This window comes from Cryobacterium sp. LW097, assembly GCF_002205495.2.
GTDB lineage: Bacteria > Actinomycetota > Actinomycetes > Actinomycetales > Microbacteriaceae > Cryobacterium > Cryobacterium zongtaii.
In genome coordinates, this window is the sequence record NZ_CP021992.1 from 2,261,967 (window position 1) to 2,277,550 (window position 15,584).

Below are 15,584 nucleotides of genomic sequence, written 5' to 3' on the forward strand. Positions count from 1 at the left end.
TCTACCTTCGGCCCGTGCCGGGGCCACGGCTGCCGCGCAGGTTCACCTGGCTCCAGTCCCGCTTGGCGCGGAGCCTGAACCTGGCGAGAATCCGGCGCAGGCGCCCGGCGGACTCCCCCGCGGTGGCGAGGGAGGCCAGTGCCGCCGTCCAATTGCTCTCCACGACCTCGTCGCTGACCTGCTCGCCGCCGAACACGGCGCTGTCGACGGAAGCTGCTACCGGCACCAGCCGGTGCGGCGCCACGAACTCCGCGGCGTCGACGATCTCCCCGGTGCCGTCGGGGCTGAGCAGCTGGGCGGCCAGCTGCGCTTCCAGGCTGACGGCCACCTGACGACGGCTCGACGCGCGTGGCACCTCGAAACCAAGCTCGGCAAAGCCGTCCGCCAGCTCGGACCAGGCTCCGGCGGCGCGTTCATCGCCGGTCCCCTTGGTTCGGCGATTGCGGCGGCGGCGGGACTTCAGCGCGGCGATGACGAGGAACGGGACACCGATCAGTATCAGCGGGATGCCGATCGAGCCGATCACGATCCAGGCCCAGCCGGGCAGCTCGAAGTCCTTGTCCTTGTCCTCGTCCTTGGTGTCGTCGATTTCGACGGCGGTCAGCAGGTCGTCGGCTTCGTTGTCCATGCGCGGGGGCTGACGCACCTGCGGCTGGGGCTCGGTCTTGGGCTTGGGGGTCTGGTCCTGCGGAACGTCAGTCTGGTCAGGGGTGGGGTAGAACGCGACCCAGCCGACGCCTTCGAAGGCCACTTCCACCCAGGCCGTCACGTCGGTTCCGGTGATCTCCACGGTGCCGGCGTCCTCGGGCACATCGGGCGCGAAGCCCATCACCACGCGGGCCGGGTAATCCAGGCTGCGGGCCATCAGGGCCATCGCGGCGGCGTACTGTTCCTCATCGCCCACCATCTGGGTGCGGGTGAACAGTTCGTTGATACGGTCGGCGCCGTGGCCGGCCCTGGACGGGATGCCGTCAGAGGCCAGGCCGTGGCTGAGGAACCCCTTGGTCTTGAGCGCCTGTTCGATCGCCCGGAGACTGTCGATGGGAGTATCGGCCGTGCCGGCGTACTCGATGGCCTTGGCCACGACGACGTCGGGGATGTTCTCGACCGCAGGCTGGGTGACGTCGGCGACGGGCACGTCCTGGAGGTCCTCATCCCGGTAGGTCTGCTGCAGCATGGCGTTCACCGTGTACTCATAACCGGGTTCGACACCGGTGGTGAGCACGGCGGTGCCGCTATCGGCGTTGTAGCGCAGGGTCTCGGCCTCCTCCTGGCTGCCCGCGTCGTCGAAGTCCACGGTGGCCGGATACCCGATCACCGGCAGCCAGACGTCTTCGTACCCGACGACGTCGACGGTGACGGTGCTGTTCGCACTGCTGGTGACCAAGGCCGGTTCGGGGATGGTGCGGCCCACGAGGCGGAAGCTGCCGGAGCCGTTCACCAGGGTGTCCGCGGCGGCCACATTCCACAGTTTGCCGTCGTAGGCATCCATACTCGCCAGCCGCAGGGTCTCTCCGGGCTGCATTCCGGTCACGGAGAACAGCGGGGTGTCAGCGAGGGTCTTGGTGAACTGCCGGAAGCCGGCCAACGGGCTCGGGAACTCGAGCGGATCGAACGGCGGCTGGATCTCCTCGCGCAGCACGAATCGGTCCTTGGTCTCAGGTGCCAGGACACCGCCGACGAGAGCGCCGATCAGCACGGCTCCGACGACCAGGGTGGCGGTGCCCAGAAGCTTGCGTCGCAGCAGCCGAGCTGCGCCCGCGGCATCCGCGCGTTCCACTTTCGTGCGGCGCCAGCCGATCCAGACGATGGCGACAACGGCGAAGGCAACACCGCGCAGGCCCGCGTAGAAGGTCTTGTCGGTGCCCATCAGGATGCCGGTCAGATACAGCAGGACCGGCCCGATCAGGAGAACACCGGTGCGCCAGACTGTGCGCCGGCGGCCGGGCAGCCACCGGCTGGCCAGCATGGTGCCGACCAGGGCGATCAACCAGGCCGCGAAGTAGGGCAGCACCGGCATGTAATACGGTGCTTCCACGGGCGTGCCGAGGGTGACGATGTCCTTCCAGCCGAAGACCGCGCCCAACGCCAGGCCGGCGGTGGACGAGATGCTGGGGAACACGCCGAGCAGGGCTTCGCCGGGCATGGTGAACGGCGTGCCGAGCAGGAAGTACGCCAGGATGGCGGCGAGCACGCTGGTGACTACACCCAGCCGCAGTGCGTAGCCGAGCACGGCGATTCCGGTTCCCACGATCAGTCCGCCGAGGCCGGCGACCAGGAAGTTGTAGTCGCCGAAGGAGGTCTCCAGGCCCAGCACGCCCAGCAACGACAGCAGGCTCAGCACGGCGACGTCGGTCCAGGCGGCCCGCGGGAACGGCCGCCAGGCCGCGCGCAGTCCCGCTGGCCGGTCGGGGCGTGGCCTGGCTGCCGGCGCGGTCCTGGCCCGCGTTGTCGGACGGGGGCGGGTGAAGCGGCTCATCGGTGTACCCGTCGGAGAAGTTTGGGCAGGTCGGCCAGATCGCCGATGGTGACGACCGTGAGGCCGGACACCGTGGACAGCCGGGACTGCGCCCCGGGGTTAATACGGAACGCGAGGGTGGTGGCGTCCTTACCGAACAGGGTCTGCGCGGCCCGGAATTCGGTGAGGTCCATCAGCGAACCGGCGATGATCATGACCACGCTGGGCGGCGGCAGGCGCCGGGTGGCGGCCCGCGCGAATTCCCGCAGGCTCGGGAAGAGGCCGGACACGGCGTCGATCCTGGAGGTGTCGTCGAGCAGGGACACCGGGGTCGCGGTGCGCAGGGCGAGCTTCTCGGTGACCACGCTGAGGCCGGTGCCGTCGCGGATGATCTGCAGCGCCAGCGATGCGGTCACGGACACGGCGAGTTCGAACTCCTCGTCCGAGGCGTAGTACGCGGTCTCGGAGGTGTGCACGATGGTGAGCTGGGTGCGCCGGGTCTCTTCGAACTGACGCACCATCAGCTGCCCGGCGCGGGCGGACGTGCGCCAGTGCACATTGCGCAGCGGGTCGCCGGGCTCGTACGCGCGCAGGGCGTGGAAGGAGATGTCGTCGCTGGTGATCTTCTTGGTGACCTCACCCTCGAGGTCACGCATGAGGCCGGCGGCCGAGGAGGCGATCCGGGTGGTCACCGGGTGCACGAACAGCTCAACGGCCTCGGTCCAGCGCACGGTGCGCCGCATCAGGCCCAGCTGGTCACCGCGCACCGAGACGGCGGGGCCGGCGACGATCACGGCGCGGCGCTGGGTGGGCACGGCGAACAGCTCGTCGTGCACGGCGGCCGGTGCGAGCCCGGGGATGACGAACTCCGCCAGCCCGGTGCCGACGGGAAGTTCCATGCGGGCGGGCAGCAGGGCGCGCTCCCCCGAGTTCGTGACGGTCATCTGCCCCAGGGCCCGTTCGCCGGCGACGACGCGGTGCGGGTTCAGCTGCAGCTCGACGGCGTAGGTGGCCCGACCGATGATGAACGGCACGGCAACGAGCACGGCGGCCAGCAGGGTGGTCGCCAGGTAGGTGAATTCCACCCAGCCGAACACGGCGCTCACGATGAACGCGGTGACCGCGCAGAGCAGCACCAACCGGCCGGCCGGGCCGATCACATCGACGACGGGGCGGATGCGCCCCAGCACGACGGCGAGCACCTGGCGGAGCAACCGCCAGGCGTGGGAGGCACCGGCCCCGAGCGCGCGACCGACCGATCTCAGGGCGTGTCTGGCCGGTGAGATCCTGACGGGCCCGCGCTCGGAGGCCCGTCTCATGCTGCGCGGAAGGCGGGCGGGGCCACCTCGACGAGGATCCGGCTGACGATGTCTTCGGCGGTGACGCCGGCGAAGTCGGCTTCGGGGTCGACCATGATGCGGTGCGCGAGCACCGGGATGGCCAGGTCGCGGATGTCGTCGGGGCTGACGAAGGTGCGCCCCTGCGACAGGGCCCAGGTCTTGGCCGCCCTGGCCAGGGCGAGGGCGCCACGCATGCTCACGCCGAGGGTCGAGGACACGTCGGTGCGGGTGGCGGTGACGATCTCGTTGAGGTAGCCGAGCACGGCGGCGTCCACGAACACCTCGGACGCCAGCTGGGCCATGGTGGTGACCGAGCTGGACGCGATGATCGGCGTGATCCCGGCGTCCCTGGACCGGTTCGAGGAGTCCAGCAGCAGGGTGACGGCGGTGTCGTGATCCGGGTAGCCGAGCGAGGTCTTGAACAGGAAGCGGTCGAGCTGGGCCTCGGGCAGCGTGTACGTTCCGGCCTGCTCGACGGGGTTCTGGGTGGCGATGACCATGAACGGGCTACCGACCTCGTGGCTGATGCCGTCGACGGTGACCCGGCCCTCTTCCATCACCTCGAGCAGAGCGGACTGGGTCTTGGGGCTGGCCCGGTTGATCTCGTCGGCGAGCACGATCGACGCGAAGATCGGTCCTTTGTGGAACTCGAAGAGGCCCTTGCCCTGGTCGTAGATGGTGACACCGGTGACGTCGGACGGCAGCAGGTCAGGGGTGAACTGGATGCGCGAGTTGGTGCCGTCGAGGGTCTTGGCCAGGGCCTTGGCCAGCACGGTTTTACCCGTGCCGGGGAAGTCCTCCAGCAGCACGTGGCCGTTGGTGAGCATCGCGGCGACAACGAGCCGGATCACGTGGTCCTTGCCGAGGATCGCCTGTTCGACGTTGCCGACGAGCTTGCCGAATGCTTCGGCGAACCAGTCTGCCTGTTCTTGGGTGACGCTCATGTGATGTTCTTCCTGTTCTCGTTCGTTAGCCGGAGCATGTGTTAGGCGCCAGGTTGTTCCAGGCCGTGCCGGAGATGGTGTTGGTCTCGGGGATACCGGTGGGCGCACCGGCGCCGATGATCACCTTGATGTTCTCGCCGCCCACCCGCACGCCCAGCCAGTTCTGGAGGCGTACCTTGCCGTTGGCGTTCAGGTCGTACCCGATGTTGGTGAACGCGCTCGAATCGCCGTTGATTGCGGTAGTGAGCCGGTGGTTGCCGGGTTTGAAGTACTCGTACCGAACCTCCACGTAGTTACCCACCGGGGCGTTCGCGCCCTTGCACACATACGCCCGGGGCGGGGGCGGCGGCGGTTCGGGTTGCGGAGTCGCCGTGTTCGAGGACGTCCACTCGCCGCAGCCGCGCGGGTTGCAGGCCCGAACCCGGTACTGGGCAGGCTGGTCGATGTTTCCGGTATCGGACGCCGAAAGGGCGGACGTATAGCGGTATCCACTACGCCCTTGAACCCACTCGTAGTGGTACTCAGTTACGCCGCGCCCGCCGTTGCTGCCGGGTGCAGACCAGGTGAGTTCAAGCGCCCCGGTGCCCTGCCCGGGCGCCCTGAGCGTGGCGCTGGCAGGCGCCCCGGGCAGTCCATAAGGGGTGACGGTTGGGCTCGAGGCCGACGGCGTGGAGTCTCCGATGGCGTTCCGGGCGGTCACGGTGAAGTCGTAGTTGGACCCGTTGGTCAAGCCGGTGATGTCGTGGGTGCCGGCGCTCTTCACTGTCGTGGAGCCGCCGCCCCACCAGATGGTGTAGTCGATGATCTCTGAGTTGTTCGACGACGGGGCGGTGAAACTCACCGTGGCGCTGCCGTCGCCCTCGACCGCGGTCGGCGCCTTGGGGGCATCCGGGTTGTTGCGGATCACGAAGGTGATCCTGGCCTTGGTCTGGCGGGCCGGGTCGCCGGTGGCGTCCTTGATCGTATAGACCACCGTGAGAGTGCCGGTGGCGCCCGAGCCGGTCTTGATGGTGACGTCGTTGCCGGTGAACGCGACGGAAGCGGAGCCGACCTGCTGTTCGATGACCGCGCCGATCACCACGAGCGGCTTGCCGTCCTTGGCGAAGGGGTTGTAGTCGTTATTGAGCACGGGCACAGTCTCCGAGGTGCTCGGCCGGGTTTCGATACCTGCGCCGTTGGGGCCGGCATCGTCGACGGCCTGGGGAACGGGGCGGGTGGACGAGACCACCGTCACCTCGATCGAGCCGGGGATGGTGAATTCCTTGTACGTGACCGAGAACGTGAGCTTCACCTTGGCGCCCGGCTGGGTGCCCAGCGGTGAGGAGATGGTGAGGTCGGCTCCGGCGAGGGTCGCGGCGACGGCGCCGCTCGTTCCGCTGAGCGATCCGTAGCTGACCCTCTGGATGATGTCGGGGTTGGGGTGTCCTGTCGAGTTGCGCAGGTTCACGACCTGCGCACCCTCGCCGGCCTCCACGGTGACCTTGGACGGGGTGAAGGTCGGAGCGACGTCCTCGAAGTTCGGGTCGCCGACGGTGATCGGGATGGTGAGGGTCGCTTGGTTGCCCTTGGGGTCTCCGGCACCGGTCCCGTCGGTCACCACGAAGGTCAGGGCGGCGGGCCCTCGGTAATCGGCCGCGGCCACGAAGCTCAGTGACGTGGAACCGTTCATGGCGTTCGAGCCGTCGCTGTTGGTGGCGGTGGCGCTGAGCAGCACGGCGGGGCGGCCGGAGGGGACCTCGACGATGTCGGCGAGGGACCAGCTCTTCGAGCCGTTCATCTTGATGACCTGCGGGCCGATGTCCTTCAGGAAAGGCGGCGGGAACACCTCTTCTTCCGGCGTCGGTTCGGCGTTCGCGGGATCAGTCGGCTTCGGGGTGTTCGGCTCCGGCATGGCCGGCACGATGATGAACGCGGTGGCACTGAGCTTGTCGACCTCGTTGGTGAGCCTGTAGGCGATCGCCTGACGTTCGAAGGTGGGCTCGACTCGCACGACGCCGTTTGACTGGATGGCGCCAGAGGCGGCGTTGGGTCCCTCCAGGCTGATGACCAGCTCGTCGATCAGGCCGCTCGGGTTCTCGGCTCCCTCGAGCGCGTCGATGTCGACGGCCTGGCCGGCCTGAATCTCTTCGGGTTCGACGAGGTGGTCGATCGCCACGGGGTACTGAGCCTTGGCGTCCTCGGTGACCTTCACCTGGATGAAGGCCGTGTCGGCGCCGCCGTGCCCGTTGGTGATCTCGTAGCGCAGCGTGTATGTGCCCTCCTCGGCGGGCGTTTCCACGATGACGCGACTGCCATCGACGGTGGCGATGATGCCGGGATCGACCTCGGGCAGCTTCTCGGAGAGGGTGAGCTTGTAGCCGTTGGGGTCGGAGTCGTTGAGCACGACCGGGATCGATCCGGTGCGGCCAGGCTTGATCTCGATGGCGTCGTCGATCGCGCTCGGCGCCAGCAGTTCGACCGGTCGAGGGATCACGCCGATGCGCACGGAGCCTTCGGCGGTGGCGCCTAGGGTGTCTTCGACCTGGTACGTGAAGACATCCGTTCCCGCCGTGCCCGGGTAGGCCTCGTAGATGAAGAAATCGCTGCCCGCCTCGACGATCCTGCCGAGCTCCGGGGCGCTGGTGACGTCCTTCAGGTACACCGAGTCGCCGTCGGGGTCGATGCCGTCCAGCGGCACCTGCACCTTGATGGTGGATTCGGCGAAGGTGCGCATGGTCAGCGGCAGCGGGGTGGGCGGCCGGTTGTTCTTATCGTCCAGGGCGGTGACGGTGAACCGCACCGTGGCCGTCGCGGTCTCGGCGAAGGCGTCGATGATGCTGTACACGACACTGTAGGAACCGGCTTCCTGGGGAGCCTGGTAGCGCACCTGGTTGCCCGTGACGAAGGCCAGTCCGCCGGCATCGGCGGTGTCGGCCAGGTCGGGGGCGACCGTCATGGTGGCGGAGTCGGGGTGGTAGTCGTTGTCGAGCACCGGAACGGAGACGATGTCGCCGGCGCGCACGCTCACCGAGTCGTCCACCGCGACGGGAGGCTGGTGCTTCACCAGCGGCGGCACCGGCACGACGGTGACTCCGGCGGTTGACGTGCCGTCGCCGTCGCTGATGGTGTAGGTGAACTGCACCTGCTCGGTGAGCGCGGCGGCGGCGGTGACGCGCAGCACGGTGTTGGTGAGGATCTCCACGGTGACGAGGTCCTGGGTTGCGGTCAGGTCGACGGACTGCACGGCGAGGACCCGGCCGCTGGGTGAGACGTCGTTGTCGAGGACCGGGATCATCACCGGTTCGCCGGCGCGCAGGTACGCGGTGTCCTTGACCGCGATCGGCGGTTGCACGTCGTCGGGGTTCTCCAGCACGTCCACCCGGATCAGGCCGACGCTGGAGGTGGCGCCGGCGCCGAGGCTGTAGGTGAAGACGTAGCTGCCGGCCTTGTTCGCGGAGACGGCCACGGTGCCGCGCTCGAGGTTGGGCACGGCGGTGAGGTCGTTGGGCACTTCGTTGACCCCGATCAGGGCCAGCGGCGCACCGGAGGGGGTCACGTCGTTCTTGAGTGGTTCGATCAGGGCGGTCTCGCCCAGGAACACGGTGGTGAAGTCCGGAGTGCCGATGGGGTTGAGGCTGCCGGGCGCCTTCACGTCCACGGTCAGCACGCCGGTGGCGGTGAGCAGCCCGTCGGAGATGACGAACTGCACCTCCTTGACTCCCAGTTCGGCGGTCTTGGATTCGAAGGTCACGAAACCCTCCGGGCCGAACCGCACACCGTCACCGGTGGTCGGCGAGGCGGAGACCAGGTAGATGTCGTCACCGTCGGGGTCGATCCAGTCCGAGAGCACGTTGTAGCTGACCAGCTGGCCCTGCTCCACGCTGATGGCGCCGGCCCGGTTCGACACCGGGGCCAGGTTCTCCCCCAACGGACGCATGGTCACGTTCACCTGCGCCTCGGCGACGGCGCCGCGACCATCGGCGACCGTGTACCGGAACGACACCGTGCCGGCCGCATCCTCGGCGGGAGTGAACTGCACGGCCCGGCCACCGTCGATGTAATCCAGGCTGCCCTGCGACGGGGAGAACCCGCTGATGTTGGTGACCGTGAGCACGTCACCGTCGGGGTCGGTGTCGTTCTCCAGCACCGGCAACACCGTGGTCTTGCCCGGCCGCACCCCGTACGCGTCGTCGCGCGCCAGCGGCGCCCGGTTCACGTTCGTGCGCTCGGCCAGGGTGTCCTCAAACGACTGCTGGGCCGCCTTCTCGGTGCCGTCCTCAGCGTCCGATTCCTCGGGCGGGGTGACCTCTTCCCAGTTCTCGACCAGGCGCATGTTCGAATCCACCAGCCACACGTTGCCATTGGAGAGGTTGTTCAACGCGATCACATCACGGTTGACCCTGAATTCAAGCACCGACCCCTGGGTGGGCTGCTGGATCGTCTCCCGCATTACCTCGGAGCCGTCGCAGTCGGCGAGGTAACGCTGGGCACCCGACCAGGCCGCGTGCGCGCACCCGTTCAACCACACCGGCGCCGACACCGATTTCGGATCGGTCACCGCGGCATCCAGCTTCGCGTCGACCGTGACGATGTCGCCGCCGTTCAGAGGCACCCTCAGCAGCGCCTTCGTGGTCGCCACCAGTACCACGTCGTTCTCGGCCCCGGTCTGCTGCAACTTCAGGGCGGTTTTGGGGACCTCAATGCTCTCACCGTCGACAACGAGCCGATGGTTCTCCGTGTCCAGCAGAACGGCGGTGTCCCCCACCGCCGCGATCTGGAACTCGCCCAGCTTGGGCAGGTCGGATTCGGCGGACTCGGGTTCTTCGGCCGTCGGGTCGAAGCGGGTGAGGGTCTTGTCGGTCTTGGAGGCGCCGAAGACCACGCCGCCCGGCGAGACAGCGATGTGGCCGCCCTTGCCCAGTTTCATCACCGGGTCGGTGGCCTTGGGGTCGAAGCTCAGTTCGCCGGCGGCGTTGATCACCCAGACCTCACCGGTGGATTGGTTCATCACCGCGATGGAGTCGCCGCCGTAGGCGATCTCGGACCCCTGGGCCACGTCGACGCGTTCGCCGAGGGTGGTGAAGGCCGGGTCGATGCGTTCGATGGTGCCCGCGCTGCCGTCGATCAGGAAGACGTCTTCGCCGTCCTGCACCACGTCAAAGGTGCTCGATGAAGCGTTGACCGAGGCGTTCAGCTCTTCGATCTGCCGGTTCAACCGGCCGGCCAGCAGCTCTTTGCCGTTGGTGACCCAGACATCGCGGGCGGAGAGGTCGACATCCGTCACCGGGAAACCCTCGTGCAGCACCGCGAACGACAGGGGCACGCCCGCCATCACCGACAGAGCCACCACGGATGCCGATACCCTTCGGCCGCGCAACCACGAACTGAGGGTCCCCACCCGATTTCCCCCAAATGTGATGTTGATGCGTGTACGTGAAAAAGTATGGCCTATCGCGCCGTGACCTTTGGCACTGTCCCCTGACCGGCTCTTACGCTAACACGCGAACGGGGGCCACCCGGATGGGCAGGGGTACCCGTTCGTGCGTGTTCATCAGCAATTCGGAATGATCGTGCCGTTGGTGTCCGAGATCCGGATGAACCAGCCGTCGTAGCTGCGGTCTTCGATCTGGAAGTAGTACCAGTTCTTGCCGTTGCGCACGGACAGGCAGATCGCATCGATCACGGTTCCGGGCTGCAGGTAGCCGCGGGCGTTCATGGTGCAGCCCGAATTGCCGTTGGTGACGGGCTTGTTGTAGGTGGAGTCCGGTTCCGGGCAGGCCTGCTGGGTCACCGAGAAGCCGTAGTGGGTCGGTGCCCAGGCCGGCGGAGGCGGTGGCGGTGTCGTGGGTGTCGCGGCGTTCGATGTGGTCCAGTCGCCGCAACCGCGCGGGTTGCAGGCCTGCACCCGGTACTGGTACTGCGTGGTCGCGGTTCCGGTGGCCGAGGCGGTTGTGGCGCCACTGGTCGAGCCGTTGGCGGCGCCGCCGGTGACCCACTCGTATTTGTAGCCGCTGACCCCGCGCCCTCCGGTACTGCCCGGTGCGGCCCAGCTGAGCCCGAGCGCACCGTTGCCGGTGGCCGACGCCGTGAGATTGGCGCTGGCGGGAGCACCGGGCACTCCGTAGGGGGTGACCGTGTTGCTGGATGCCGAGGCGTTCGAGGTGCCTTTGGCGTTCTGGGCCGTCACCTGGAACGCGTAGCTCTGTCCGTTGGTGAGTCCGGTGATGTCGTAGGTGCCGGCGCTGGTCACATTCCTGGAGCCGCCGGTCCAGCTGATGGTGTAGCCCGTGATCGGAGAATTGTTCGAGGAGGGCGCCGCGAAGCTGATGGTGGCTGCGGCATTGCCCTCGGCTGCTGTGGGCGCGTTGGGGGCATCGGGACGGTCCCGGATGACCAGGGTGATGCGTCCCTGGGTGGCTCTGGCCTGGTCCTTGGTCGCGTCGAGGATGCGGTACACGGCGGTGAGGGTGCCGGTGGCACCGGGTCCTGTCGTGATGGTCACCCCGCTCGCGGTGTAAGAGACCGACGCTTTACCTCCGCTGACGTCCTGCTCGATCGTCGCGGACACCACGGTGAGTGGTTTGCCGTCCTGCGCGAAAGGGTTGTAGTCGTTGTCGAGCACGGGAACCTGCACGACCGAACTCGGTGTCGTTTCGATGCCGGCGCCGTTGGGTCCGGCGTCGTCCACGGCCTGCGGCACGGCCCGGGTCGAGGAGACGACAGTGACATCCACCGAGCCCGGGATGGTGAACTCCCGGTAGGTGACGCTGAAGGTGAGGCGCACCCTGGTGCCGGGTTGGGTGCCGAGTGGGGAGGAGACCGTGAGGTTGGCCCCCGAGATGGCGGCGGCGACATCCGCTGTGGCGCCGGCCAGGGCGCCGTAGCTGAGGTTTTCGATGATGGCCGGGTTCGGATGCCCGCTGGATGAGCGCAGGTTCACCACGGTTGCGGACTCGCCCGCCTCGAGGGTGACTTTGGGCGGGGTGAAGGTGGGGGCGACGTCTTCGAAGTCGGGGTCGCCGACGGTGATCGGGATGGTGAGGGTCGCCTGGTTGCCCGCGGGGTCGTCGGCGCCGGTGCCGTCGGTGACCACGAAGGTCACCGACGCCGGGCCGCGGTAGTCTCTGGCGGCCACAAAGCTCAACGAGGAGCCGCCGGCCACCTTTGAACCGTCACTGTTGGTCGCGGTGGCGCTGAGCAGCAGCGCGGGGCGGCCGGAGGGCACCTCGACGATGTCGCCGATGGTCCAGGACTTGGACCCGTTCATCTTGACGACCTGCGGGCCGATGTCTTTCAGGAACGGCGGCGGGAACTGCTCTTCTTCTGGTGTGGGCTCGGTGGACGGCTGATTCACCGGATCCACGGGTTTGGGCTGCGGTGGCACGATGATGAATGCCGTGGCGCTGAGCTGATCGAGCTCGTTCGTGAGCCTGTACGCGATCGCCTGCCGGTCGGTGGACGGTTCGACCCGAACCGTGCCGTCGGCCTGTAGCGCGCCGTTGCCGGCGTTCGGGCCCTCGAGGGTGATCACCAGGTCCTCGATCAGACCGCTCGGGTTCTCCGCGCCGTCGAGTACCGGGACGTCGATCGGCGTGCCGGCCAGGACCTGGTCGGGCTCGACGAAGTGGTCGATCGCGACCGGGTACTGCGCCTTCGCGTCCTCGGTCACCTTCACCTGCACAAACGCCGTATCGGCACCGCCGTGCCCGTTGGTGATCTCGTACCGCAGCGTATAGGTGCCTTCCTCGGCGGGTGCCTCCACGATCACCCGGCTGCCGTCGACCGTGGCCGTGATGCCGGGGTCCACCTCGGGCAGCTTCTTCGACAGGGTCAGCTTGTACCCGTTGGGATCAGAGTCGTTCAAGACGACGGGGATCGATCCATTGCGGCCGGGCTTGATCTCGATGGCGTCATCAACCGCGTTCGGGGGCAGCATTGCCACCGGGCGGGGGATCACGCCGATCCGCACCGTGCCCTCGGCCGTCGCACCGACGGTATCCGCGACCTGATAGGTGAACGAGTCAGTGCCGGCAGTGCCGGGGTAGGCCTCGTAGATGAAGAAATCACTGCCCTGGTCCACGATGCGGCCCAAGGTGGGAGCAGAGGTGACGGCGGTGAGGTACACCGAATCGCCGTCGGGGTCGATGCCGTCCAACGGAACCTGCACCTTGATCGTCGACTCCGCAAACGTGCGCATCGTCAACGGCAGCGGCGTGGGCGCCTGATTGTCCGCCACGTTCACGGCGATCACGGTGAACCGCACGATGGCTGTCGCGGTCTCCTGGAAGGCATCCGAGATCGTGTACGCAATGCTGTAGGCGCCGGGTTCGGTGGGCGCCTGGTAGCGCACCTGATTGCCCGTGACGAAGGCCAGCCCGCCGGCGTCGGCGGTGTCGGCCAGGTCGGGGGCGACCGTCATGGTGGCGGAGTCGGGGTGGTAGTCGTTGTCGAGCACCGACACACTCACGATGTCCCCAGCGCGCACGCTCACGGAGTCGTCGACCGCGACGGGCGGCTGATGCTTGATCAGCGGCGGCACCGGCACAACGGTGACGCCGGCGGTTGACGTGCCCTCGCCGTCGCTGATCGTGTAGGTGAACTGCACCTGCTGCGTGAGGGCCGCGGATGCGGTGACCCGCAACACCGTGTTGGTGAGGATTTCGACCGTGACGAGGTCATCGGTGCTGCTCAGGTCCACGGACTGCACCGCGAGCACCCGGCCGCTGGGCGAGACGTCGTTGTCCAGCACCGGGATCGTGACGGGTTCGGCCGCGCGGAGGTAAGCGGTGTCTTTGACGGCGATCGGAGGCAGGATCTCCGCGGGGTTCTCAATCACGTCAACGCGGATCAGGCCGACGCTCGACGTGGCGCCGGCGCCGAGACTGTAGGTGAAGACGTAACTGCCGGCCTTGCCCGACGATACGGCGATGGTGCCACGTTCCAGGTTCGGCACGGCGGTGAGGTCGTTGGGCACCTCGTTGACCCCGATCAACGCCAATGGGGCTCCCGACGGAGTCACATCGTTCTTGAGCGGCTCAATCAGTGCCGTCTCCCCCACGAACACTGTGCTGAAGTCCGGTGTCCCGACCGGGTTCAGCGTGCCCGCCGCCTTCACGTCAACGGTCAGCACGCCGGTGGCGGTGAGCAAGCCGTCGGAGATGACGAACTGCACCTCCTTGACCCCCAGTTCGGCGGTCTTGGATTCGAAGGTGACAAAACCCTCTGGGCCGAACCGCACACCGTCACCGGTGGTCGGCGAGGCGGAGACCAGGTAGATGTCGTCACCGTCGGGGTCGATCCAGTCCGAGAGCACGTTGTAGCTGACCAGCTGGCCCTGCTCCACGCTGATGGCGCCGGCCCGGTTCGACACCGGGGCCAGGTTCTCCCCCAACGGACGCATGGTCACGTTCACCTGCGCCTCGGCGACGGCGCCGCGACCATCGGCGACCGTGTAGCGGAACGACACCGTGCCGGCCGCATCCTCGGCGGGAGTGAACTGCACGGCCCGGCCACCGTCGATGTAATCCAGGCTGCCCTGCGACGGGGAGAACCCGCTGATGTTGGTGACCGTGAGCACGTCACCGTCGGGGTCGGTGTCGTTCTCCAGCACCGGCAACACCGTGGTCTTGCCCGGCCGCACCCCGTACGCGTCGTCGCGCGCCAGCGGCGCCCGGTTCACATTCGTGCGCTCAGCGATGGTGTCTTCGAAGGACTGTTGGGCGGCTTTTTCGGTGCCGTCCTCAGCGTCGGACTCCTCCGGCGGGGTGACCTCTTCCCAGTTCTCGACCAGGCGCATGTTCGAATCCACCAGCCACACGTTGCCGTTGGAGAGGTTGTTCAACGCGATCACATCACGATTGACCCGAAACTCCAGCACCGACCCCTGGGTGGGCTGCTGGATCGTCTCTCGCAACACCTCGGAGCCGTCGCAGTCGGCGAGGTAACGCTGGGCACCCGCCCAGGCCGCGTGCGCGCACCCGTTCAACCACACCGGTGCCGACACCGATTTCGGATCGGTCACGGCGGCATCCAGCTTCGCGTCGACCGTGACGATGTCGCCGCCGTTCAGAGGCACCCTCAGCAGCGCCTTCGTGGTCGCCACCAGTACCACGTCGTTCTCGGCCCCGGTCTGCTGCAACTTCAGGGCGGTTTTGGGGACCTCAATGCTCTCACCGTCGACAACGAGCCGATGGTTCTCCGTGTCCAGCAGAACGGCGGTGTCCCCCACTGCCGCAATCTGGAACTCGCCCAGCTTCGGCAGGTCATTCGCTACCGGTTGGGCCGTGTCTTCGGAGGACGGGTCGTAGCTGAAGAGGCTCTTTTCGGTCGATGATGCGCCGAAGACCACGCCGTCCTGCGAAACGGCGATGTGACCGCCCGCGCCGAGCTCCATCACCGGGTCGGTGGTTTTGGGGTCGAAGCTCAGTTCGCCGGCGGCGTTGAGTACCCACACGTCACCGGAGGGGGCCATCACGGCGATCGAGTCGCCGCCGTGGAGCACCTCGGAGCCGGGCGTCACGTCGACACGTTCGCCAAGGGTGGTGAAGGCGGGGTCGATACGTTCGATCGAGCCCACACTGCTATCGATGAGGAAGACGTCATCGCCGTTCTGCAGCACGTCGAAGGCGCTGGACGCGGCGTTGACCGAGGCGTTGAGCTCTTCGATCTGCCGGTTCAACCGGCCGGCCAGCAGCTGCTTGCCGTTGGTGACCCACACATCACGGGCCGAGAGGTCGACATCCGTCACCGGGAAACCCTCGTGCAGCACCGCGAACGACAGCGGCACGCCGGCCATCACCGACAGGGCCACTACCGAAGCCGACATCTTGCGGCCGCGCAACCACGAACTCAGGGTCCCCACCG

Annotated in this window: 6 protein-coding genes and 1 pseudogene; 1 reads left to right on the forward strand and 6 read right to left on the reverse strand. The window is 67.6% G+C overall.

All coding sequences use genetic code 11. The annotated features are described in order from the left end of the window. Position 1 precedes the first annotated feature (1 nt). Genes B7495_RS10465 through B7495_RS19605 form a run of 4 tightly spaced genes read right to left on the reverse strand, consistent with a single transcriptional unit; the run spans position 2 to position 5,583 of the window. Positions 2-2,479 carry a transglutaminase domain-containing protein gene (locus B7495_RS10465; protein WP_088456513.1) on the reverse strand — a complete coding sequence of 826 codons (2,478 nt, stop codon included), beginning with the start codon at positions 2,477-2,479 and terminating at the stop codon, positions 2-4. Continuing rightward, entirely contained in the window at positions 2,476-3,777 is a 1,302-nt protein-coding gene (locus B7495_RS10470; protein WP_088456514.1) for a DUF58 domain-containing protein, read from the reverse strand. The genes B7495_RS10465 and B7495_RS10470 overlap by 4 nt, the downstream gene beginning before the upstream one ends. Beyond that, positions 3,774-4,742, reverse strand: a complete 969-nt coding sequence (locus B7495_RS10475; RefSeq protein WP_088456515.1) for a MoxR family ATPase — start codon at positions 4,740-4,742, stop codon at positions 3,774-3,776. The genes B7495_RS10470 and B7495_RS10475 overlap by 4 nt, the downstream gene beginning before the upstream one ends. Positions 4,743-4,767: 25 nt before the next feature. Continuing rightward, the gene (locus B7495_RS19605; RefSeq protein WP_370028268.1) at positions 4,768-5,583 is read right to left on the reverse strand and encodes a fibronectin type III domain-containing protein; all 816 of its coding nucleotides are present in this window, start codon (positions 5,581-5,583) and stop codon (positions 4,768-4,770) included. Between B7495_RS19605 and cas5 the strand changes: the two genes are divergently transcribed. Beyond that, positions 5,543-5,710 (forward strand): CRISPR-associated protein Cas5, encoded by a 168-nt coding sequence (gene cas5 / locus B7495_RS19610; protein ID WP_370028271.1) that lies wholly within the window; start codon positions 5,543-5,545, stop codon positions 5,708-5,710. The genes B7495_RS19605 and cas5 overlap by 41 nt on opposite strands. A 1,307-nt stretch (positions 5,711-7,017) precedes the next feature. Here cas5 and B7495_RS19615 read toward each other — a convergent pair. Both B7495_RS19615 and B7495_RS10485 read right to left on the reverse strand, forming a co-directional pair. Continuing rightward, positions 7,018-10,053 (reverse strand): annotated as a pseudogene (locus B7495_RS19615) (cadherin-like domain-containing protein); the annotation flags it as partial. Positions 10,054-10,272: 219 nt separating this feature from the next. Next, complete coding sequence (locus tag B7495_RS10485) at positions 10,273-15,582, reverse strand: Ig-like domain-containing protein (RefSeq protein WP_134408389.1); 5,310 nt, start codon at positions 15,580-15,582, stop codon at positions 10,273-10,275. Positions 15,583-15,584 lie beyond the last annotated feature (2 nt).